At 41.0% G+C, this 24,328-nt stretch carries 19 protein-coding genes; 5 read left to right on the top strand and 14 right to left on the bottom strand.

All coding sequences use genetic code 11. From position 1 onward, the window contains the following. Positions 1–33: 33 nt before the first annotated feature. From QME03_RS05100 to QME03_RS05085, 4 genes are all read right to left on the bottom strand, one after another. Entirely contained in the window at positions 34–468 is a 435-nt protein-coding gene (locus QME03_RS05100) for a DUF4372 domain-containing protein (RefSeq protein WP_281723677.1), read from the bottom strand. Between the two features lie 233 nt (positions 469–701). Beyond that, the gene (locus QME03_RS05095; protein ID WP_273148777.1) at positions 702–1,874 is read right to left on the bottom strand and encodes a GDP-L-fucose synthase family protein; all 1,173 of its coding nucleotides are present in this window, start codon (positions 1,872–1,874) and stop codon (positions 702–704) included. Positions 1,875–1,897: 23 nt separating this feature from the next. Beyond that, positions 1,898–2,983, bottom strand: a complete 1,086-nt coding sequence (gene gmd, locus QME03_RS05090) for a GDP-mannose 4,6-dehydratase (protein ID WP_025816873.1) — start codon at positions 2,981–2,983, stop codon at positions 1,898–1,900. 12 nt (positions 2,984–2,995) lie between these two features. After that, positions 2,996–4,060: a mannose-1-phosphate guanylyltransferase gene (locus tag QME03_RS05085; protein WP_110370455.1), complete on the bottom strand. Its 1,065-nt coding sequence runs from the start codon at positions 4,058–4,060 to the stop codon at positions 2,996–2,998. 467 nt (positions 4,061–4,527) lie between these two features. Here QME03_RS05085 and QME03_RS05080 point away from each other — a divergent pair, with 467 nt between their 5' ends. The 3 genes from QME03_RS05080 to QME03_RS05070 all read left to right on the top strand — a co-directional run bounded on the left by QME03_RS05080 (position 4,528) and on the right by QME03_RS05070 (position 8,407). Beyond that, a complete protein-coding gene (locus QME03_RS05080; protein ID WP_025816874.1) occupies positions 4,528–5,400 on the top strand; it encodes a sigma-70 family RNA polymerase sigma factor in 873 nt (290 codons plus the stop codon). Positions 5,401–5,572: 172 nt separating this feature from the next. Beyond that, the gene (locus QME03_RS05075) at positions 5,573–6,067 is read left to right on the top strand and encodes a low molecular weight protein-tyrosine-phosphatase (RefSeq protein ID WP_025816876.1); all 495 of its coding nucleotides are present in this window, start codon (positions 5,573–5,575) and stop codon (positions 6,065–6,067) included. A gap of 174 nt (positions 6,068–6,241) precedes the next feature. After that, positions 6,242–8,407 (top strand): helix-turn-helix domain-containing protein, encoded by a 2,166-nt coding sequence (locus QME03_RS05070; protein ID WP_281723676.1) that lies wholly within the window; start codon positions 6,242–6,244, stop codon positions 8,405–8,407. 135 nt (positions 8,408–8,542) lie between these two features. Here QME03_RS05070 and QME03_RS05065 read toward each other — a convergent pair whose 3' ends face one another. Further along, positions 8,543–9,556 (bottom strand): iron ABC transporter permease, encoded by a 1,014-nt coding sequence (locus QME03_RS05065; protein WP_281723675.1) that lies wholly within the window; start codon positions 9,554–9,556, stop codon positions 8,543–8,545. 7 nt (positions 9,557–9,563) lie between these two features. Then, a complete protein-coding gene (locus QME03_RS05060; protein WP_281723674.1) occupies positions 9,564–10,697 on the bottom strand; it encodes an ABC transporter substrate-binding protein in 1,134 nt (377 codons plus the stop codon). 161 nt (positions 10,698–10,858) lie between these two features. Between QME03_RS05060 and QME03_RS05055 the strand changes: the two genes are divergently transcribed. Further along, positions 10,859–11,179, top strand: a complete 321-nt coding sequence (locus QME03_RS05055; RefSeq protein ID WP_281723673.1) for a hypothetical protein — start codon at positions 10,859–10,861, stop codon at positions 11,177–11,179. A gap of 96 nt (positions 11,180–11,275) precedes the next feature. Beyond that, on the top strand, positions 11,276–12,064 hold the full coding sequence (locus tag QME03_RS05050; RefSeq protein WP_281723672.1) for a tRNA threonylcarbamoyladenosine dehydratase: 789 nt from the start codon (positions 11,276–11,278) through the stop codon (positions 12,062–12,064). A 1,014-nt stretch (positions 12,065–13,078) separates the two neighbouring features. On the opposite strand, the gene rpsA is transcribed toward QME03_RS05050, so the two are convergent. The 8 genes from rpsA to rho form a co-directional block, all read right to left on the bottom strand. Then, positions 13,079–14,854 carry a 30S ribosomal protein S1 gene (gene rpsA, locus QME03_RS05045; RefSeq protein WP_281723671.1) on the bottom strand — a complete coding sequence of 592 codons (1,776 nt, stop codon included), beginning with the start codon at positions 14,852–14,854 and terminating at the stop codon, positions 13,079–13,081. A gap of 267 nt (positions 14,855–15,121) precedes the next feature. Next, on the bottom strand, positions 15,122–15,556 hold the full coding sequence (locus tag QME03_RS05040) for a Fur family transcriptional regulator (protein ID WP_281723670.1): 435 nt from the start codon (positions 15,554–15,556) through the stop codon (positions 15,122–15,124). Positions 15,557–15,576: 20 nt separating this feature from the next. Beyond that, positions 15,577–16,941 carry a histidine--tRNA ligase gene (gene hisS / locus QME03_RS05035; protein ID WP_410521755.1) on the bottom strand — a complete coding sequence of 455 codons (1,365 nt, stop codon included), beginning with the start codon at positions 16,939–16,941 and terminating at the stop codon, positions 15,577–15,579. Continuing rightward, a complete protein-coding gene (locus tag QME03_RS05030; protein ID WP_281723669.1) occupies positions 16,941–18,218 on the bottom strand; it encodes an adenylosuccinate synthase in 1,278 nt (425 codons plus the stop codon). Before QME03_RS05030 ends, hisS begins: the two co-directional genes overlap by 1 nt. Before the next feature lie 173 nt (positions 18,219–18,391). Beyond that, positions 18,392–19,006, bottom strand: coding sequence for a DNA alkylation repair protein (locus tag QME03_RS05025; protein WP_281723668.1), 615 nt, complete (start codon positions 19,004–19,006; stop codon positions 18,392–18,394). A 134-nt stretch (positions 19,007–19,140) separates the two neighbouring features. After that, positions 19,141–21,099 carry a dipeptidyl-peptidase 3 family protein gene (locus QME03_RS05020; protein ID WP_025816890.1) on the bottom strand — a complete coding sequence of 653 codons (1,959 nt, stop codon included), beginning with the start codon at positions 21,097–21,099 and terminating at the stop codon, positions 19,141–19,143. Between the two features lie 66 nt (positions 21,100–21,165). After that, a complete protein-coding gene (locus QME03_RS05015; protein WP_009235408.1) occupies positions 21,166–21,579 on the bottom strand; it encodes a helix-turn-helix domain-containing protein in 414 nt (137 codons plus the stop codon). Between the two features lie 405 nt (positions 21,580–21,984). Further along, a complete protein-coding gene (gene rho, locus QME03_RS05010; RefSeq protein WP_025816892.1) occupies positions 21,985–23,988 on the bottom strand; it encodes a transcription termination factor Rho in 2,004 nt (667 codons plus the stop codon). Positions 23,989–24,328 lie beyond the last annotated feature (340 nt).

The raw sequence follows: 24,328 nt of genomic DNA, 5'->3' as shown, positions 1-24,328 counted from the left end.
GGATGTACGTTTAAGCATAAATATCTGCAAGAATTATAATGTAAAGGTACAAAAAAATGTTGAGAGGCATAGAGGAATGGTCGTTGAATCAAATGCATATTTCTTTCCAGGGATATCCAGAAGATTGGTTGACCGTTTCTCGCAAGCCTCCTTCATCATGTAGAAGGCGAAATCTTCGAAGATCCTGTAATCACGATTCTGATTAGCTGATGCAAGAGTCGTTTTGGCAATAGGTTCTCGACCTAATCCAAGATGATATTGCTTGGAACGATGTGCTTCAAAAGCAACAATCAAATCACGAAGACTCTCACGATTACTCAGTTGACCAAACATCATTACAAGCAGTTGATTCCAACAAGTGAAGTGTTTCACGTAGCGATTGCCATCATACTTGCGAACGTAGTTGTTAAACTGAGTCCTGTTCAGAAAAGCGGTAAGTTGAGCAAAAACGTATTTGTCTTGGAACATAGCAGTCAATTGTATCTGACTGCAAAGTTACAAAATCAAGTCCGTTTCATTTCAAAAGCCTGCTTAATAGACTGTATTTCAACTATTTCAAAAAGCGATCAGTCTACTTTAACGGGACATTAGTGAAAACGTTTTATGCATGAAAAGGTTCTACCGGACAGCCATAATTTAAAATCTATAATAGATATCAAAGCAAAAAACACCGCAGCACAACAGAATGAATACTGTTGATATTATGCTTTTAAGTCGTTTTGGTACCAATCGAAGAGTTTTGCTACGCCTTCATTAATTTCTACCCTGTGATTCCAACCTAAATTGTGGAGCTTAGTTACGTCGGTTAGCTTGCGTGGCGTGCCATCAGGTTTACCTGAATCGAATTGTATTTCACCTTTAAAATCAACAGCTTCTGCAATAAGTATAGCCAATTCTTTAATAGTAATTTCCTTTCCCGTTCCAACATTGATGTGGCAGTTTCTTATTTCGCCCAATGCGGGGATGGCGCCACCTCGTCCTGCGTTAGAGTTTCGGTCGTTTTGACCGTTAGTTTCAGCTCCATAGAACACAGAAGAGTATTTCTCGATTCCGATGATGTCGCTAAAATTGACGTTAAGCAGTACGTGAACGCTGGCATCGGCCATGTCTTCGCTCCACAAAAATTCGCGAAGTGGTTTACCTGTCCCCCACAATTGCACCACATTGTTGGTAATACCATATTTAGAAAGCACTTGCAAGATAGTGTCTTCTTCTGCATTGCCGTCAACGCCTTCTACAGGGCGCTTATTTAAATCGCTGCGTATAGCTTGCCAATCTTTCTCGTTGATTAGTTTGGCAAGATAAATTTTACGCATCATGGCTGGCATTACATGGCTATTTTCTAAGTGGAAGTTGTCGTTTGGTCCATAAAGATTGGTTGGCATCACGGCAATATAGTTAGTGCCATATTGTAAGTTGTAGCTTTCGCACATCTTTAAACCAGAAATTTTAGCCAATGCATACTCCTCATTTGTATATTCTAGAGGCGAAGTAAGCAGTTCATCTTCCTTTATAGGCTGCGTGGCATTCTTGGGATAGATGCATGTTGAGCCTAAGAAAAGTAGCTTTTTAACATTATGGCGGTACGATTCGCTGATAACATTGCATTGCATTTGCATGTTCAACATAATGAAATCTGCTCGATAAAGCGAATTGGCCATGATGCCACCCACATGAGCAGCAGCCAAAACCACCGCTTCGGGTTGCTCTTTGTCGAAGAAGGCGCGCACCTGGGCTTGGTTGGTGAGGTCTAGTTCAGCATGAGTTCTGCCCACAAGTTTGTGATAACCTCTTGCTTCAAGGTTCTTCCAAATGGCCGAACCCACAAGTCCGCGGTGTCCGGCCACATATATCTTTGTATCTTTATTTAGCATTTTGTAGATAAAGTGGGGTGGGACTATTCGGGTAATTGTGCCTTGAGATGCAATTTTTTAACAAAATGCATATCGTGTTCCACCATTTTCTTAATCAATTGCTTGAAAGACGTCTTCGTGGGGTTCCATCCCAGAAGCGTTTTAGCCTTAGTGGGGTCGCCAAGAAGCTGTTCCACCTCGCAAGGACGAAAATATTTGGGGTCGACCTCAATAAGAACACGGTTGGTTTGTACGTCAAAACCCTTCTCGTTTACACCCTGTCCTTCCCAGCGGATGTCAATCCCTGCTTCTTTAAAGGCTAGTTCGCAGAACTCGCGCACAGTGTGCATTTCTCCAGTAGCAATGACAAAGTCTTCCGGTTGTTCTTGTTGTAGCATCATCCACATACATTCCACATAGTCTTTTGCATAACCCCAGTCGCGTTTAGCATCTAGATTACCCAAGTAAAGTTTGTCTTGGAATCCCTGTTTAATACGACAAGCAGCAAGCGTAATCTTTCGTGTAACGAACGTTTCGCCTCTTCTCTCGCTCTCGTGATTGAACAAAATGCCGTTACAGCAATACATATCATAGCTTTCACGATAATTTTTTACAATCCAATAACCATAAAGTTTGGCCACCGAGTAGGGTGAACGAGGATAGAAAGGAGTGGTTTCTTTCTGCGGAACCTCTTGCACCTTACCATAAAGTTCGGAAGTAGATGCTTGGTATATGCGACATTGTTTCTCAAGTCCGCAGATGCGCACAGCTTCAAGTAGTCTTAACACGCCCGTGGCATCAACATCAGCGGTGTATTCGGGAACTTCGAACGACACTTTTACATGGCTTTGAGCAGCCAAGTTATAAATTTCAGTTGGTCGAACTTCACCAATGATACGAATAAGAGACGAAGAATCAGTCATGTCGGCCCAATGAAGATTTATGGGGCGCTGTTTTTTCATGTCCCTAACCCATTCGTCTAGGTAGAGATGTTCAATTCTTCCAGTATTAAACGACGACGAACGCCTTAGTAATCCGTGTACATCGTAACCTTTTTCAGTTAAGAACTCAGCCAGGTAACTTCCATCTTGACCGGTGATACCCGTAATGAGTGCTACTTTTCTTTCCATATTTTTAGTGTGTTATTCGCTGAATTGTTTGATACGTTGTTCTTCGCTACGCTTGCAGATAAGCAAAACGCCATCTTGTTCGGCTACAATGCAATCGTCTAGTCCTTGTATAACCACGCGCTGTTGTTGAGTGGTGTGCACGATACAGTTGTGCGAATCGAACATTTTAATATTGTTTCCGATGCAGGCATTGCCATAAAGGTCGCGTTTTGATTGCTCCCAAAGGCTTCCCCAAGTACCCAAATCGCTCCATCCAAACTCAGCAGGGCAAACGAAAATCTCTTCGGCCTTTTCCATAATAGCATAGTCCACCGAGATGTTTTCGCATTGAGGATAAGCTTCATCTATTTTAGCTTGCTCTCCGGGTGTGCCATAGTAGGGCATCAACCCTTCGAAGATTTTGCTCAATGCAGGTTGATAAACTCTGAAGGCGTTAACGATGGTGTGTACGCTCCAAATAAAGATGCCAGCATTCCAAAAATAGTTGCTTTTGCTAATATATTCTATGGCTGTGGGCAGGTCGGGTTTTTCGCGAAACGAATCAACTCTAAACACCTCGGTGTTGCGGGCCGAATTAACGCTCAAGTCGGCCTGAATATATCCGTACCCAGTTTCGGGGCGAGTGGGTTTCATACCCAAAGTGAGTATAGCATCTGTTTCGCTTGTGAACTTAAGGCATGAGGTAACCACGCGTCTAAATTCCTGCACATTGGCAACCACATGGTCACTAGGTGTGACAATGATGTTTGCATTGGGGCATTCTTTCTTAATTCGCCAGCTTACATAAGCGATGCAGGGAGCGGTGTTGCGTCTACAAGGCTCGAGTAGGATGTGCGTTGGGTCGATTTCGGGTAGCTGTTCTGCCACCACGCTTTGATATTTTTTGTTGGTAACAACCCAAATATTCGATAGGGGACATACAGTTGAAAACCTATCGAGCGTGAGTTGCAACAGCGAACGGCCTGTGCCAAGAACGTCGATAAACTGTTTTGGTTTCTCTTCGGTGCTCATTGGCCAGAACCTACTACCAACTCCACCTGCCATGATGACGAGATGATTAAAATTATTCAAGCTCATAAAATCGTTATTTATATTTCCTTAATAGGTTGGTGGCAGTAAAACGAGGAATTTCGTCTTCATGTTGTGCGGTATTCGCAATCGTCAACGCGTGTTTTACGACCTGCACACCCCCTTGTCTTATGCTGGTTATTAATTATTTGAAGCAACACATCATGTTTAATGCTAGATGTTAATTGTTCTTATTTAGTGAATGTCACGCAATAACTATTCGCTTTTATCGTTCATTATGTGCTGTATGCTTATCTTTCCAAGCTTTCACTGCAGGCAAAGTTAGCGTTTTTTTTTAAGTAAACAAAAACATTTAGTCATTTCTTTTTGACATATAGAAGGTCTGGCATGTTTTTTGGATGTATAAGAAGGACGAAATACTTGCATATGTGGTTTTTTTTTATTAACTTTGCAAGGTTTTACGGCATGTTTTAGTAATAAGTCAACAGACATTAAATTAGATGTGAGGTTTTAAAATGAGGCAATTAAAAATTCAAAAAAGCATTACCAATCGCTCTAGCGAGGCACTTGACAAATATCTTGTTGAAATAGGTAGAGCCCCATTGATTTCAATCGATGAGGAAATAGAACTTGCTCAAAAGATTAGAAAAGGTGGTCCTGAGGGTGAAAAGGCAAAAAACGAACTGGTTACAGCCAATCTGCGCTTCGTTGTTTCTGTTGCGAAACAGTATCAACATCAAGGTCTTACACTCACCGACTTGATTGACGAGGGTAATATTGGGCTAATTAAGGCTGCGCAGAAGTTCGATGAAACGCGCGGCTTTAAGTTTATCTCGTATGCTGTTTGGTGGATTCGTCAAAGCATCTTGCAAGCAATCGCTGAACAAAGTCGTATCGTGAGGCTACCATTGAACCAAGTTGGCTCGCTCAACAAAATCAATCACGAGATTAATAAGTTTGAACAGGAGAATCAACGACATCCTTCTGTTTCTGAATTGTCGGATGCAACCAATCTCGATGAGGAGAAAATTGGGCAAAGCTTAATGGCAGATGGTCATCACGTAAGTATTGATGCGCCTTTCCAAGACGGCGAAGACAACTGTATGCTTGACGTTATGGCATCTGGAGATGACAGTAGAACTGACAAACAGGCAGACCATGAGTCGATGGCTTTAGAACTAAACAGTGTGCTGGCTAAGGTGCTTAAAGACAGAGAAATTACCATTATACGCGAATGTTTTGGTATTGGTTGCCACGAAAAAGGTCTTGAAGAGATTGGCGACCAATTGGGATTGACCCGTGAACGCGTAAGGCAAATTAGAGAAAAGAGCATTGCTAAACTACGAGATAGCGGTAATGCAAAAATCTTAATGAAATATTTGGGCTAACATTTCGTGCCCATTACAACTTTTGATAACATCCTGCCAGTTGTGTGGTGGGATGTTTTTGTTGGTACATCTTCAGGCAAATAGGAGAGAAGTTGTATTGTTTTCATTACTATGCTTGCTTAATATACCTTTTTTTAGTAAGTTTGCACTATTCATTATTATACACAACAACATGGAAGTTAAAGTAAAAAGCAAGTTGCTGTTTGTTTGTTTGGGAAACATTTGTAGGTCGCCAGCTGCAGAGGGTGTGATGAAGCAGGTGCTGGAAGACCGTGGTATGGCGAACTTATTTGAAGTAGACTCAGCAGGAATTGGTGGCTGGCATGTGGGCGAGTTACCCGACAGCCGTATGAGAAAATGTGGTAATGCACGCGGATTTAGTTTTAATAGCAGGGCAAGGCAGTTCTCTGAAGAAGATTTCAAACGTTTTGACCATATTTTTGTCATGGATAATGAGAATTGGAAAATGCTTTCACAAAAGACTAGCGACGCAAACGATATGGCTAAAGTGAAGATGCTGGTGAATTATGCTACAAAGCATCCCGCTGCAAAACTTATTCCCGACCCATATTACGGTAACGAAAAAGATTTTTTCTACGCGCTCGATCTTATAGAAGATGCTGCAAATGGCTTGGCCGATAAACTAGAAAAAGGAACTGAGATTTAATGCGCTGCATTCTTTCCTGTGTCTGTCAAACTGAGAGCAATGCTTTTCTTATGTTATTTTATCTTCTCAAGGTATAGTCATAAATTACTATTTAATAAGTAGTTGATATTAAAATCCTTAACCTTTACTTTTCGTTACGTGCTTGCATCTGCACACTAAACCAATAGATATAAAATGAAGAATGATGAGATGAATTTAGCCTGGCAGTTTGTAAAAAACACAGGCACTAGCATTTTCCTTACCGGAAAAGCAGGTACAGGTAAAACCACCTTCTTGCGTACACTGAAAGACAAACTTCCTAAACGAATGGTTGTAGTGGCGCCAACGGGTATTGCAGCTATCAATGCAAATGGTGTTACCATTCATTCATTTTTCCAACTTCCTTTTGCACCCTACACTCCAAATGCTACGTTTAAAACTGATGGAATTTACAGACTTAGCAAGGAAAAACAGCGCATATTGCGAACGCTCGACTTATTGGTAATTGACGAAATAAGTATGGTAAGGGCCGATTTGCTAGATTCGGTGGATATGGTTTTACGTAGATATCGAGATAGAAGCAAGCCTTTCGGTGGTGTGCAACTGCTACTTATAGGTGACTTACAACAACTTCCACCCGTAGTGAAGGATGAAGAGTGGACCTTTTTAAGCACTTATTACGACTCCCCTTACTTCTTTTCTAGCCTTGCCCTTAAGCAGATGGGATACATAACTATAGAACTGAAACAGGTGTATAGACAGAACGATCAGGAATTTCTTTCTCTACTGAATAAAATTCGTGATAACAAAGCCGACGAAAACACCTTTAACAAACTTAATAGCAGATACATACCCAATTTTGTTCCACCTTCTGGCGAAGATTATATTCGTCTAGTTACTCACAATTATCAGGCGCAGAATATCAATGAAAGTAAGTTGGCCGAGCTTCCAGGAACAACCAGACTTTACAAGGCCTCAATAACGGGCGTTTTTCCCGAACAATCTTACCCCACAGAGTTTGTGCTTGAAATAAAAAACAATGCACAGGTGATGTTTGTTAAGAACGATAGTACCGGCAAAGGGCGTTACTATAATGGCATGCTGGGCAAAGTGGTGACAGTAAATACACGCAGTATAACTGTAAAAGGTAATGAGACGGGAGAGTTAATCGAACTCCAACCCGAAGAATGGACCAATACAAAATATGTTTTAAACAAAGAGACGCACGAGATTGAAGAGGAAGTGGAAGGCACTTTTAAACAATTCCCTTTGCGATTGGCATGGGCTGTTACCATTCATAAAAGTCAAGGACTTACTTTTGAACATGCCATTATCGATGCGCAACACTCGTTTGCCCATGGACAAACATATGTTGCTTTGAGCCGTTGTAAAACGTTAGAAGGCTTAGTGCTTAATGCGCCACTTTCTGCTAGTGCTGTTATCTGCGATGAAAAGATAACTCGGTTTAACCAAGACGCCTCTGCTTCTAAACCCACCAAAGAAGTCCTTGTGCAAATGCAGCGTGCTTACGAGCTGTATTTAATTGACGAACTATTCGACTTCAGACCCATTGGCATCGCATTCGAACGCATGACACGTTTTATTGATGAACATTTTGCGCGTAAATATCCACGTTTACTTCAAGAATATCGACAAACTAGGCCCATACTTAACGAGATGGTGGCAGTGGCTGCTAAGTTTAGAGGGCAATACACGCAGATGTTGGTAGCGAACCACGAATCCGAAATAAGTAAAGATGTATTGCAACGTATTCGTTCGGGAGCTGCTTATTTTCATAAACGGGTGGGGTTGTTGCTTGACTTTCATCGGAAAAGTAAAATAGATACCGATAATAAGGCACTGAAGAAAACGCTTAAAGAACGTTATGCAGATGTAAATGAAGTGCTAGATGTTAAATGGAATTTGCTTAAATACGAGAGTAGGGAGGACGTGATGTTTGACGTAAGCGATTACCTATTGGCTAAAGCAAAATTGCTCTTGGGTGCATTGGATGATGTAAAGGGTAGTGTGAAGAAGGTTAAGGAGACAAAGCCCAAGATTGATACAAAATTGGCAACCTTTAATCTCTATCGTTTAGGGATGAGTGTTGGCGAAATAGCCAAACGTCGCGAGCTGTCAACTTCCACTATTTACGGTCATTTAGCGCATTATGTAGGCGAAGGCACTATCGAAATTTCACAGTTTGTTAACGAGAAGAAACGGCAAGAGATAACCCGTTATTTGATGAAACATTCTGAAGAAAAGAAAACTGCTAGTGAAGTGAAAGCTGAAGTTAGTCAGGATATAAGTTATGAAGACATACGTTTTGTGATGGCCGCGTATTACAAAAACAAAAAGTAGTACGACTTTAAAATGTTGAGTGTATAAGTTAACAGCATGGTGAACAGATGTATTATTGAGTGGACGAGTTAACTAGTTGATTTGTTGACAAACTTACGAATTAGCTTACAGCAGACAAATATGTGTTTAACTCTTTCACCTTTTCACCTTTATCATGATATACACAATTACCGGTGCACCAATTAATGGAGTGATAGCGTTTAAGGGAATAATGCCTCCCCTTGGTGGTAGATAGCAAAGTAACGAACAAAGTAGGGCCACTCCACAGCCTAGAAGAATGGTTGCAGGTAAGAGTAGGCGATGGTCTTCAGTGCCAGTTATCAACCGGGCAAGATGTGGTATGGCTAAACCAATAAAGGAAATTGGACCGCAGAATGCAGTTGTTACGGCTGTTAACACGCCTGTAACTGCAAGTAATGCAAAACGTGTTCGGCCCACATTAACACCCAAACTTTGAGCATATTGCTCACCTAAGGTGAGGGCATTAAGCGGTTTAATAAGAAGTAAAGAACAAGCCAAACCCAATAATATTGTTGTGCAGAAAAAGGGAATGTTTGCTAACGAGACACCACCAAAGCTGCCCATACCCCAAATAAGATAGGATTTTACACCCTGGTCGGTAGCGAAAAAGTTAAGTAAAGATATTCCTGACGAAGCTAAATAGCCAATCATAATACCAATAATAAGCAAGGAAACATTGTTGCGAACACGCATAGAGAAAGCTAATATAATAAGAGTTACGATGATTGCACCAGTAAACGAGGCGAATAAGATGGCTGTGAATCCACTTAAATTCACCGTTTCTATAGACACATTGCCACCTAAAAAAAGCATTACAATAGCCACTGCCAGTGCTGCACCGCTGTTAATTCCAAATATCCCTGGACCAGCTAAAGGGTTGCGAAAAGCAGTTTGAAGCATCAAACCACTGACAGACAAAGCTCCGCCACAACATAATGCTGTGAGTGCTTGTGGCAATCGGTTTTCGATGATAATATAATTCCATAATTCATTATCACCTTTTTGTCCCAAGATGATGTTTAAGACACTTTTAAATGGCACGCTAACAGAGCCAATTAAGAGGTTCAACCCGAACAACATCAGGATAAATACTAACAGGACGACAAATTTTACAGGAATTAGGCGCATGCTACGATTATTTTAAAGGTTCGAAATAGCGTCCCACAAAGGGTTGTTTTAAAGGGTGTGCTATGTTAACAAACTCTTGCAGCAGCCAGTCGGGGCGAAACGGAGTTTCCTCGAATATAGGCTTTATGGCCGCATTGCATCCGTAAACACGCCGTGTTTTGAAAGCCTTTATCATGGCATATCCCTTATTCTCACCTAGCATCTGCGAGTAAGTGAGTGGGGTTGGAGCGTTGTACTTTATCAACCAGATGTCTGCCGAACGCGCTTCTTCTAGCACTTTTTCTAGTGGCAAGGCCAAACTTCCACTCTGTTTATTGTCTAAAAAGGGATAAGTTGCTCCCGCATCGGCTACCATCCGCCCCATCGTACTTTGTCCACCAGGTACGTACCAAACCGTTCCCGTAAGTTTTTCGGTTAGTATTGTAGGCCTTTCATGTTCTTTTTTCGCAGCTTCCGTCAGTTCCATATAGTTCTTTTCCACCTCCATGAACAGCGAATCTGCCGTTTGTTCACAACCAAACAAAAGTCCATAAAACTTCATCCATTCAGCTCTGCCAAGGGGAGAAGTTTCCATATAGTCGGCACATTCTATGATAGCAATACCAGTTTTATCTAGCTTTCCATAACCACCGCTATTCTCGAAAGGCGATACCAGTATTAGGTCGGCACGTGTTTCTATCATTTTTTCAATATCGGGGTTCATGCTTTCTCCGCAATCAGCCACCTTTCTTGATTTTACCAATTGCTGCAATTGGGGCGATACCATGTATTTAAAATCGCACACGCCAACAATTTGTTGCTGGGCCGCTAGCATGTTTAGCAATGTTGCATGTGCCGAAGGACAAACAATGGCCCTATGGTTACCCTTTTTGATAATGGTTGTTGGTGTGTCATCAACCTTTCTGTTTGGAAAATTAGCACTATCACTTAATAAAATGTAGCGATGCAACAGCGTATTGTTTGTCCATGGGTTTTTCAACTCAACGATAGTTGCTCCCGCCTGTTTAATCATTACAATATTTTGGGCATACTTAAAGTGGAGCGTGTCTGCCTCGCTCCCTTGTGTATTAACCTGTTTGCCACCGCAAGCAAGAATAATTGAGACGGCAAACAATACAAACAAAAACGAATATTTCTTCATATTATCCACAAAGTTACGAATTTTGTTTGTGTTATAGCGCAATAGCTTATTTATTCTCTTGCACGGCTTTACATTTCTTACTAACTTTGGTGCATCATTTGTGCGCAACGTGTTATATTCCAAATGAGATTAAACTTGATGTGCAGCAAAATTCCATGGGTATGACAACAAGACAAAGACATCAAAGCTTGATTATTGCTAATAAAGACGATGAAAGGGAAGACACTTTTTGCTATTCTTTATTTGAAAATGCATTGTTCGACAAGTTAAGAATGGACGAACTAGTGAAATATGTATTGCATAATCAGTTAGACCTTACAGAAAAAGAAATATTGAATTGGATTATCCAAGGCGTTAATCGTTGTTTTGCTTACCATAAAGATGTAAACGATCTTTATTCAATACTCAACTATTCTACTGATTTAGAGGAAAAATGGCACTCTTTTTGGAAAATTAAGTTGCTAGGCACGCTTGAAAAATAATATTCAATGTAACTTTGTTGTAGAATTCCCGCTTTAGGGATGCCTTTACATAACATTTTAATACAAATCATAAACCAAAAATCGAAGCAAGATAAGATGGAAAATCAATTTAGCCGAACCCAAATGCTTATTGGACAAGATGCCGTCGACAAACTTAAAGCCTCTAAAGTGGCTGTTTTTGGTGTTGGCGGAGTGGGGGGCTATGCAGTTGAAGTGCTGGCTAGAAGTGGAGTAGGAAACATCGATGTGTTTGATGCAGACACCGTTAACATAACTAATCTTAATAGGCAAGTTATTGCTTTGCATTCAACGCTTGAACAAGCAAAGGTTGATGTGATTAAAAAACGTATCCATGACATAAATCCCAAGTGCGTGGTTGGCGCATACAAGATGTTTTATTTGCCCGAAAATGCAGACGAGATAAACTTGAACAAATATGATTATGTTGTGGATTGTATAGACACCATCACCGCTAAAGTTGAACTAATTAGGCGCTGCAAAATGTTGGATGTGCCTTACATATCAAGTATGGGGGCCGCTAATAAGATGGATGCAACGGGATTTAAAGTGGCAGATATCTCAAAAACCAATATGGACCCCTTGGCTAAAGTGATTAGAAAGAAGTTGAGAGCACTGGGCATAGAGGGAGTTAAAGTGGTTTTTAGCGAAGAGAAACCACTCAAGCCAATGGGGGCTAGCCATGTACAAATCAAAGAGAATGATATAATTAATGCTAATGCCGATGCAAATGAGGGTGCACATAAATCAAAAGGTAAGAATAGCGTGCCGGCTAGTAATGCTTTCGTGCCTGCAGCTGCAGGGATTATAGTTGCGGGCGAAGTTGTTAAAGACTTGATAGGCTGGGGTATTTTTTCTCAAGTTTAATACTGCTTTCTATGATGTTTAAATCCCAATCTCTAAGTTTGCTCGATTGGGATTTAAATTATAACGTCTATTTCCGATGTAAAATATTTGGTATAAATTTTAACATTATGAGCGTCTTTTTTCTCACCGACTGCTCACTCGCCTCTAAATATTCAACTCTCGCGAAGGTTTGACTTGATCAAATCATGCTCACTTGTAAATTCTGTCAACACGAATATATGAAGATAAAAAACGTGTTTGTGGTTAATATTTGCCTGTTTACAGCAAAAAAAACGGATTTTTGCTGCAAAATGGGGTGCTAACTCCTACAAAACGCAATGCTAACTCATGCAAAACGCAGTGCTAACTCCTACAAAACGCAGTGCTAACTCGTGCAAAACGCAAGGTTAAATGCAGCAAATTGCAGATTGTGGAAAATATTATGACTGCACTAAGAGTTAAAAAGCGCAAACTTTATTAGTAAAAACTTCTCCCAAAAGTTACTATTTGACTACAAAAAGCTGCTTTTGGAGTGATAAAAAAAAGAAGGTAGGAGAGCAAATAGAAAGGCTAAATGGTACAAAATGCCAAATTGGGGCTAAAATTTAGCGCAAAATTTAATGACGAAAGTCCCAAATTAGTTCAAAAAACATGTTTATTAGGGTCTGCTTTCGCTAGAATAGGTCGTCACTAGCATTATATTTTGTAAATATTATTTACCAATTTTAACAAATAAGATAGAAGAATAGTTAGTAGAAAAATAGAAATGATTAACTTTATATTTAATTCAAATCCATCCCTCTGGAAAGAATAATTTATTCTTGGCATATCTGCATTAAAACATATAGTTAATTTATGCAATATGCATGATAGTAACGGTGTATAAAAGTTTTTGTTTTAACCTTGATTCATTAAACCATGCATTTTGAGATGATGCGTAGGGCCATTTCATTAAAAAAAATGCGCACGCAAGGAATATATCCCGCGCGCGCATCAATTTAAATAGAAGGAATTAGCCCCTAGGGGCAATGGTTTTTATTTACCTTTTTCAAGTTTTGCCTTCAGGTCTGCCAAAACATCAATATCACCAAGTGTAGTACCAGCAGCAACATTATTGATTTGAACAGAAGCATCAGCCTTCTTGGCAGCGTGTTGTTTTCTTACGGGTTTGACATCGTCTTTGCCTTCTTCGAAGGTGCGGCTGTGCGAAAGAATTATACGCTTGGTTTCCTTAACAAACTCGATAACCTTGAATTCGAGTTCTTCGCCAAGTTGAGCTTGAGTTCCATCTTCCTTAACAAGGTGCTTGGGAGTAGCAAAACCTTCGCCACCTTCGTTAAGCGTGATAACAGCACCCTTATCCATCATTTCAGAGATCTTACCCCTATGAACGCTTCCAGGAGTGTAGAGTGTTTCATAAGTATCCCATGGATTATCTTCGAGTTGTTTGTGACCAAGGCTCAAACGTCTGTTCTCTTTATCTATTTCGAGAACAACGACTTCGATTTCAGCACCAACTTGTGTGAATTCAGAAGGATGTTTCACCTTCTTAGTCCATGAAAGGTCGCTGATGTGGATGAGTCCGTCTACGCCTTCTTCGAGCTCAACGAAGATACCAAAGTTAGTGAAGTTTCTAACCTTAGAGGTGTGCTTGCTTCCAACAGGGTATTTAACTTCGATGGTTTCCCATGGGTCGTCTTTCAATTGCTTAATGCCGAGTGACATCTTGCGTTCGTCTCTGTCTAGTGTCAGGATAACAGCTTCTACCTCATCACCAACGTGCATGAAATCTTGAGCGCTTCTAAGGTGTTGGCTCCACGACATTTCTGAAACGTGAATCAAACCTTCTACACCAGGTGCAATCTCAACGAATGCTCCGTAATCTGCGATAACAACCACCTTACCTTTAACGTGATCGCCCACATTGAGGCTTTGGTCGAGTGCATCCCATGGATGGGGTGTAAGTTGTTTCAGACCTAATGCAATGCGACGCTTTTCGTCATCAAAGTCGAGAATAACCACATTTATCTTCTGATCCAAGCTTACCACTTCGTGAGGATCGCTTACGCGACCCCAAGAAAGGTCGGTAATGTGGATGAGTCCGTCAACACCACCGAGGTCAACGAATACACCATAAGTGGTGATATTCTTAACCGTACCCTCAAGGATTTGACCTTTTTCGAGCTTTGAAATGATTTCTTTCTTCTGTGCTTCAAGTTCTTCTTCGATAAGAGCCTTGTGCGAAACAACCACGTTGCGGAACTCTTGGTTGATTTTAACAACCTTGAACTCCATGGTTTTGCCAACAAATACGTCGTAATCCCTGATAGGATGAACGTCGATTTGGCTTCCTGGAAGGAAGGCTTCAATTCCGAAGACGTCAACAATCATGCCACCCTTAGTGCGACACTTGATATAACCTTGAATAACTTCTTCGTTTTCAAGAGCGGCGTTAACACGTTCCCAGCTCTTGCTAAGACGTGCCTTCTTGTGCGAAAGAATCAGTTGACCTTTTTTGTCTTCTTGATTTTCGATGTAAACCTCAACAGTGTCGCCGACTTTGAGTTCGGGATTGTATCGGAATTCGGAAGCGGGGATAACACCGTCGCTCTTGTAGCCGATGTTAACAATTACTTCCTTTTTGTCAACGGAGATAACAGTACCGTCAACAACTTGATGCTCTGAAACCTTGTTAAGGGTTTCATCGTAAGCCTTTTCAAGAGCATCCTTGCTTACTTCTACAGGGCTGCCGTTCTCAAACTCTTGCCAGTTGAAATCGCTCAGCGGCTGTACATTTTTTAAATTAGACATAAATAATAAATAAAATAATTAATAAAGTTAGACTTTATGTTGTTTGAAAAACGCTGCAAAGATACTAAAATACAAGCAATTAGCACGCATTAACAGCGTATTACATTTGGTTTTAGCACACTTTTAACATTTGCGAGGGCAATAATCGCACCTTATTTATCATAATTGGTATTATAGTTTTATAATTGCCTGATGAACAATAACTTGTCAATATGCCGATTCTGATAACTTAGATTATGCCCTTTTGCAAGTATTTGGTGTTAATTTCTAGTTGCCACACTCTAAAAGTTCCTTACTCAAACAGTATTTGCAGACACCTCGATAATAAATTTGCGTCTCAATTATGTGATGTCCATCAATGTTCTGCGATACTGAATGTTTTTCAGATGTTTCATCAAAGATGTCGAAAACATGTCCACACCGATTACAATAAAAATGTTTGTGCGGATTGGTACAGCCATCATAACACACATGGTGTTCGTTGATAGTAATCATTTGTGCCAGTTTTTTTTCGGCAAACATTCTTAATGTATTGTAAACCGTGGTTCTACTAAGAGTCTTTATTTCGTTGCACAATCCTTGATAAACTTCGTCTATTGTGGGATGCGTTCGATGAGTGAGCAAGTAATTCATGATGGCTAGCCGCTGCGCAGACGGTCTTATGCCGTTTGCGAGCAGCTGTTGATAAACGTCCATCTCCATAATAATAAGCTGGCTTAGAATTAATTAGGTGTAACAATAGCGATTAGTTCTTCTGCTGAAACTAGTTGCTGGTCGCCCGTGAGCATATTTTTCAGCGTAACTTTGCCTTGATTAATTTCGCTTTCTCCCGCCAGAACCACAAAGGGAATGTTTTTTGAGTTGGCGTATGCCATCTGTTTTTTCATCTTAGCACTATCGGGATACAGCTCAACAGATATGCCTGCAGCCCGTACTTTTGTTGCAATAGGTAGACAGAAGTTGGCTTCTGCCTCGCCAAAGTTGATAAACAGCACTTGTGTGGTTTGTGTTGCGTTTTGTGGATAAAGGTCGAGAGTGTTCAGTACATCATAGATGCGGTCGGCTCCGAAGCTTATTCCCACACCACTTAGTCCTGGCATACCGAATATTCCGGTAAGGTTGTCGTATCGACCACCTCCTGTAATACTACCTATAGCCACGTCTTTAGCTTTAACTTCAAATATTGCACCTGTATAATAGTTCAGACCGCGAGCCAAAGTTAAGTCTAATTGTAGTTCGTTTTGCACTCCAACAGCTTCTACCTTCTCAAGGATAAAGCGAGTCTCCTCTACTCCTTTCACGCCAATTTCAGACGTAGCGATAGTTTGAGCGATGGTTTCCAGCTTCTCTTTATTTGTTCCCGACATGGTAAGTATAGGTTGCAACTTACTTACTGCTTCTTCAGAGATGCCATTTGCAAGCATTTCTGCATTTACTGCGTCAACACCAATCTTGTCGAGTTTATCTATAGCTACGGTGATATCAACGATTTTATCGGGCTGTCCAATGTATTCGGCAATACCCGCAAGTATTTTTCTGTTGTTAACTTTTATCTGAACATTGATTCCAAACTTAGTGAAAACAGTGTCGATAATTTGTATCAGTTCCACTTCGTTCAGCAAAGAGTCCGACCCAACAACGTCGGCATCGCACTGATAAAACTCTCTGTACCTACCCTTTTGTGGGCGGTCGGCACGCCAAACGGGTTGAATTTGGTAGCGTTTAAATGGCATTTGCAGTTCATCGCGGTGCATAACGACGTAGCGTGCAAAAGGTACGGTAAGGTCGTAACGTAATCCTTTCTCGCAGATCTTGGCTGCTAGTTTTAGAACATTGTCACTTACAAATTCTTCGGAAGGTAGTTTTCCGATGAAATCGCCCGAATTGAGTATTTTGAAGAGCAACTTATCCCCTTCTTCACCATACTTACCCATGAGCGTTTGCAAAGTTTCCATGGATGGTGTTTCGATTTGTTGATAGCCGTACAGGACATAAACATCCTTAATGGTGTTGAAGATGTAATTACGCTTAGCCATTTCGGCTGGCGAAAAGTCTCTTGTTCCTTTGGGTATGGATGGTTTGTTCATTATTTGTTTCTAACGATTATTTGACTTCTATCTGGGCCGATAGAAATAATTCTGATAGGTGTTTGCAGTTGTTTTTCCAAGAATTCAACGTAATCTTTGAATGCTTCGGGGAATTGTTCTTCGCTTGTGAACTGCGTCATGTCGGTTTGCCAGCCTTTCAATTCTTCGTAAACGGGAGTAATGCCGTGTTCGATGTCGAATGGGAAGTGGTCGAGACGTTGGCCGTTATACTCATAAGCCACGCATGCCTTAATGGTTTCGAAGGTGTCGAGCACGTCGCTCTTCATCATGATGAGCTGTGTTACACCATTTATCATAATAGAATAGCGCAATGCCACCAGGTCAATCCATCCGCATCTACGTTCTCTACCCGTTACGGCTCCATACTCATGACCCAGGTCGCGAAGTTTTTTGCCTGTTTCATCGAATAGTTCTGTAGGGAAAGGGCCTGCACCAACACGTGTGCAATAGGCTTTCATAATGCCATAAACATCACCAATTTTATTAGGACCGATACCCAAACCTGCGCATGCTCCGGCTGTAATGGTGTTAGACGATGTTACGTAAGGATAGCTACCAAAGTCAACATCGAGCATTGTTCCTTGTGCTCCCTCACATAGTATAGATTTTCCTTGAGATAAAAGGGTGTTCAGTTCGAATTCGCTATCTACAATATTGAACTCACGCATGTATGCAATGCCTTCCATCCAGTTCTTTTCGACTTCTGTAATATCGAAGTCGGTATAGTTCATGCTGCGCAAAATGCTGAGATGGCGTTCTTTATGTTGGGCGTATTTCTCTTCAAAACCTTCGAAGATGTCGCCAACACGTAGGCCAGAACGTGAAACTTTATCAGTGTAAGTAGGACCAATTCCTTTGCCAGTGGTGCCAACTTTCTTGTCGCCTTTCAATGCTTCGTAGGCGGCATCTAGCACTCTGTGGGTTGGCATGATAAGGTGTGCGCGCTTTGAGATGTGTAAACATTTCTTTAAGTTGTGCCCACTTTTTTCCAGCTCCTTTGCTTCGGCCATGAACAAGTCAGGAGCTAGCACCACGCCATTGCCAATGATGTTAGTCTTTCCGCCTTGAAAAATGCCAGAAGGGATGCTTCGCAAGACGTATTTTTGACCGTTAAACTCTAGCGTATGACCAGCGTTTGGTCCTCCTTGGAAGCGTGCAACAACATCATATTGTGGTGTTAGCACGTCTACAACCTTTCCTTTGCCTTCGTCGCCCCACTGCAATCCCAGAAGAACGTCTACTTTTCCTGTCTTCATATTATAATATGTGTATTGTTTATTTCTTGCAAATGCTATGCCGATGTAGCATGGATATGCATGGCATGATGCCCTACAAAGTTACGATAAATATCTGAAAAGCATACTATTCAAGACAAAAATGTATTTAGTAACTTAAAGTGCATGCTTCACATGCTACTGTTATGACTCAATTAGGGAGTCTGTAGACCATCCAACAACTCGTTAACTCGCTGCTCATAACCTTCATTGAGCATGGCCAACTTCTGCAAACTGGCGTTAGCAGCATGCCTTACGCCTAGGTTCTCGTGCTGTAAAGCAATAGATACTTGGTCTAGGTATTCGTCTAATCCACGTTCGTTGGGTTCGCTGCCCTTCATAAAGAGTCGTGCCAGAAGTTGATATGCGCATATCTGGCGGTCGGGGCGATTACTAGCCATCCATTGATAGGCCAATGTGGGTGCGAAATTTACATGTTGCAACAGATTAAAAGCCAACATTTCTGCCAGTTCTTGTTGAATGGGCTGGTCTGTCCACACATCAATTAGTTCAATAGACATACGTTCGGCTGGCATAATTAAGGTTGCCATAATCTTACATTCGCGAATATTTTCTTTCCATAATTCTATGGCAAGGTCATAATTGGGTGCGTAAGGCATGGCCATCTTACGCAGTTCGTGAAAAGGCACTCCCCAGTTTATTTTATATCCCAACCCTTTTTGAGCCATAGATCGCGATGTCGTACCATCCATAAAAAGACGGAACGACTGCTTTATAGCCATTAGTTTACTATGTGTATCTTCGTTCATTGTTTTATGCTACGTTTAAAAATGGTGGTGTAGTTAAGCTTGTTGCGCAAACTTGATTAAGATTTGCACTTACTTATCTGTTGTTATACCCCACTCCATTATGTTGTACTTTACATTAATCAAGATGTTCTTTTCTAAACTAGAAAGCCAAATTCACTAGAGTAACGAAGCATTTGAGCGTCGTAAGCTTCGGTGTAATCTACTTTCACATCAACGACTTCGCCAACTTCGTTGTGAACGAGCTGATATACAGGGTTAATAAAGCCTTTATAAGGGGCAATATCTAATTCTGCAAAGCGTTCTAATACTTCTGAATGAAGTTTAGTGTCTACTTTAACCGCATATTTTTCAACCAGTTCTCTTGCTGCATTAAAATCGCCTTCGCTCTTTATCCGCTGCACTTCAGCCAGCAAATCACCGAATAAATGGCGTAATTGCTCGTAGTTATTAATCTTAATGAAGGTCTTGTTATTAAGCACAACCAACTCGGCAGCGTCTTTTCCATGTTCTAACACCCAGTGTGCGATAAGTGCTCTGTTACGCATGTGTGCTTCTTCGATGTTTTTACCAGTCTCAATGCGTGTAAGTTGAGTCATTAGACCATTCATCATGTACGTATAATATTGAGCGCGGTAAGCCTCTTTGTCGGGCACCAGTCCTAATTCCAACAGCTTATCATCGGCCAGATAATACAAACCAAAGAGGTCGGCTCGGGCTTCTTCGATAGTGTTGCCATAGGCTTTCAAGGCATCAGGACTAACTCCTGGCAGCAATTTTCCACTTCCGTGTCCCAAGCATTCGTGCAAATCAGTGTGCAAATTATCGCAAATGTCACCATATCGTGAAATCATTTCACGCGTATCCTCGTCAATCACAAATTCTTCTTTAAATCCATTGCCCTTTGCAGCTTTATTATATGCGTCGGTAATATTGCTGATGGTAACGCTTTTCGACCCATGTTGCGCCCTAATCCAGTCGGCATTAGGCAAGTTTATGCCAATGGCTGTAGAAGGATATTCGTCTCCTCCAAGCATAGCAGCGCAGACAACATTGGCTGTAACGCCTCGCACTTCGGCTTTTTTAAATCGTTGATCAACAGGCGAATGGTCTTCAAACCATTGTGCATTGTCACTGATAAGACGAGTTCGGCGTGTTGCTTCCTGGTCTTTATACTCCACAATACCTTCCCACGATGCTTTAAAGCCTAGCGGGTCACCATACACTTCAATAAATCCGTTGATAAAGTCTATGGTGCCTTCTTGTTCTTTAAGCCATTCAATCGAATATTCGTCAAATAGATGCAAGTTTCCAGAGCGATAATAAGCTATCAGTAAGTCGAGAACATGTTTTTGTTGCGAGTTCTCTGCTACTTGTTTTGCTTTATCTAACCAGTAGATGATGTGGCGAATAGCTTCGCCATACATCGTGGTTTCGCTCCAGATGCATTCCTCTAGTCCATTATCTCCTTTAATTAGTTTGGTGTTTAATCCCCACGAAGGAGAATTGTCTCCAGCAGCAGCTTTCATCTTGTTATAGAAGTCTTCAGCTTCTTGCTGACTAACACCCTCGTAATAGTTGCAAGCCGAAGTTTTTACCACGTCCACCCCATCAGCTTTGTTTACACGTTTGGGTAGGATTTCAGGATTGAACATTACGGGACAAATGTCGTTGCAAAGTTCTTCAGTTGTGGTATAGCCCGTCATTGGCAACTTTTCTAATGACATTTGACTAACAGCCGAGCGGAAGAATGTTTCTGAAAATTGCGGTATAATCTTATCGTTGGCGTAATGATGGTAGATGCCATTAGAAAACCACACACGTTTTAAATATAATGTCAGCTTCTCAAAATTGTCTTTATCAGAGTTGGCATCAAAGTGTGTATAAAGAGTTTCAAGAGTTTTTCTGATGCGGAGGTTGTATTTTCCAAACTGGTCGGTGGTGATGTCTCTTCCACAGAGCGTGGCTTGTGAAAGATAGTAAACGTATAATTTTTGCTGTAGCGATAACTTCTCAAACTGTGGTAGTTGGTAACGAAGCATTTGCAAGTCGGCAAATCTCTCATCGCTATATATAAAGGTGTCTGTTTCTTTCATGATGATTTTCTTAAATACACAAAAAAAATTATCTCCACGCACTTATTAGCGTGGAGATAAAATTGATTACCTGTCTGATTCGGGAGAAATTCGGTACTCCCGAGGTGTCATTCCAGTGAACCTCTTAAACGAAGTGTAGAACGACTGACGAGTAGAGAACCCCACAGCATCCGAAACATCCTCGATTGTGAGGTGAGCCTTACGCTTGTCTTTCAACAGTTTCATGGCTTCTTGGATGCGGAACTTGTTCACGAAGGATGTGTAATTGGTATTGAATTGCCTGTTAATTACAGTCGAGATATATCTCGTGTTCGTACCCAAATCCTTTGCAAGTTGCTTTGCAGAGTAAGTCTTGTCCTTGTACTTTTGATTTACTGAAATCTCCTGGCAAATGTTTTTTGCCAACGTACCCATTAATTGGGGGTTAATGAAGATTTGAGAATCTCTCTTTTTACCTTTTGTTTCTACTAACTGTACCATACTATAAAAACTAAATGCCTACTGATGGTGCAAATATACTCATTATTTTATTAACACAACAATAATGTTACTTTTTTTTGATGTTTTGTTTATAACATTGCTCTTATAGGCTGATTTATGTACATATTTTGCTGTTCAAAGATGGCTGATTTGTGTTTTTAACAGATTTTACCTTATTTACATAAAGGCTTCATCTATGTTTACACGCCCCAATCCTTTTCCATTCATAAAACACGTTTTACCTGTATCGTTCTCTCAAGTTTTGCGAATGCTCTTGGCAAGCTGTGTATTGGTCTTTTTCTTTGCGATGCCAAGCGATGTTTAATGAGTATTGTCAGGGCAAATGCTCAGCTTTGGTCTTCGTTTTAGTAAGGGATGGGGCAGTTCTGTGCCCCATTTCCCTCATTATGCGTTCATCGAGAGTAAGAACTCGTCGTTGTCTTTTGTTACATTTAGACGATCGTGAATAGCGTTCATAGCTTCTATCGGATTCATGTCTGATATGTACTTACGCAGCACCCACATTCTGTCGAGCGTGGTCTTGTCTTGCAACAGGTCGTCGCGACGTGTGCTTGATGCTACCAAATTCACAGCCGGGAATACGCGTTTGTTACTCAACGAGCGATCGAGTTGCAACTCCATGTTGCCAGTTCCCTTGAATTCCTCGAAAATTACTTCGTCCATCTTACTGCCAGTGTCGATAAGAGCTGTGGCAATAATAGTGAGCGAACCGCCATTTTCTACATTACGAGCAGCACCAAAGAAGCGTTTGGGTTTTTGGAGAGCGTTGGCATCCACACCACCAGTGAGCACTTTACCACTTGCAGGACTAACGGTATTGTAGGCACGAGCCAAGCGAGTGATGGAATCGAGGAATATAACAACGTCGTGCCCCGACTCTACAAGTCGTTTGGCTTTCTCAAGAACGATGCCAGCAATCTTTACATGGCGTTCTGCTGGTTCGTCAAATGTAGAGGCAATTACCTCTGCATTTACGGTGCGAGCCATGTCGGTAACTTCTTCAGGGCGTTCGTCTATGAGCAGCATCATTAGATATGCCTCAGGATGGTTGGCTGCAATGGCGTTTGCTATGTTCTTCATTAAAATGGTTTTACCCGTTTTGGGTTGTGCCACGATAAGCGCACGTTGTCCCTTACCTATGGGAGAGAATAAATCAACGATACGAGTTGAGAGGTTTGTTGTGGCAGGATTACCACAGAGATTAAACTTTTCGTCGGGGAAAAGTGGTGTAAGATGTTCGAAAGGCACGCGGTCTCTTATTTCTTCAGGAGCCCTGCCATTAATCATCTCGATACTTGTTAGTGGGAAGTATTTTTCGCCTTCTCGCGGTGGGCGCACTTTGCTTCTTACAACATCACCTGTTTTAAGACCATATTTCTTTACTTGTTGTGTCGAAACATATACATCATCGGGAGATGATAAGTAATTATAGTCGCTTGATCTTAGAAATCCGTAACCGTCGGGCATTATTTCCAATACGCCATCGGCTGTTATCAAGTCTGTGAAGTCGTACGAGTTTTGTACAGGTTGTACCACTTCTTGTGGCTGAAATACTTGATTAGGCATGCCACTTGTAGGATTGTCAAAGATATCGTAGTTGGGCATTGCCCCTTGATCTTCGATGGGTAAGTCCACCACGGTGATAAAGTCAGTACCATCTCCAGGGTCACCTTCCCAATAACCATCTCTTATTGGGTCTGGTCTATCATTCGAATTCTCGTTACGAGCATTGATTTTTGCTTGCAATTGAGCTAGCAAACCGCTGTCGGGAGCATCATTGTTATCTTCCATTTCGCTTGCTTCGGGTAAGAAGCTAGCTTCGGGCACCGACATTTCGTTATCCTCCTCGGTAGGCTGAATATTATTGTTCTCGATGATGTCTGTTACAGGCTCAGGCTTTTCGCTTGTTTCAACATTCTCGGCATTTATTTCTTCGGTTGTCTCTTCGTTTTTTTGTTCTTCCACCTCTTGGCGCAAGCGTTCTGCTTCAGCCAAGGCAGCAGCTTCAGCTTCTTTTTCTTTCTTTGATTTGCGTCCCCTTTTCTTGGGTTTAGCAGTTTCTTCAGCAGAGTTTTCCGCTGTTGTTTCTTCTATATCTTTAAAAAGTGAAGGCTGTTCGCTAGGAGACATTTTATTGTTTTTCACATCAAAGTTTTCTCCCTCTTTCCCTTTTACCGAGTAAACTCTATCTGTGTCTTTCTTAACAATTCTTGTTCTTTTCTTTTTTTGTCCCAAGGGGTTTTTGGTTCCCTCGTCAATGGCTTGTTTATCTAATATTGAATATACCAATTCTTCTTTGTTGTTGCCGTTGTAATCGGCACCAAGTGTTTTTGCAATGTCCTCCAATTCAGACATCTCTTTTGATAATAGTTCTTCTTTACTATACATCTTTGTATATCTTATGCACTAAGTTGTTGATTGTAATAAAAGCGCTTCAAGAACAGAAACGCTTCGAATTTCTATGCAAAATTACGTAAAATAAATAACATCGCAAATATTTTCTCGTAAAATTTTGCCCTATTAATATATTTTAAGGTGTTAATTGCAGCTGCTACCAACCTTTCTCTTATAATAGTGCCAACAGTTATGTATTTAATGTTTAATTGATATGATGTTAATACGATTACTTTTGTGATTGTTTTGTTAAAATATTATACTATCTTTATGCGTTTTGAGGCGAATATACCCCTGCTTTTACAAAGTTGTAAATTGGTATTAATAGTTAGAT

The sequence above is a fragment of the Hoylesella shahii genome (assembly GCF_937990675.1).
In the GTDB taxonomy this organism is placed as follows: Bacteria; Bacteroidota; Bacteroidia; order Bacteroidales; family Bacteroidaceae; genus Prevotella; species Prevotella shahii.
The sequence above is the reverse complement of the archived record's forward strand: the minus strand, read 5'-3'. Positions and strand labels throughout refer to the sequence as shown.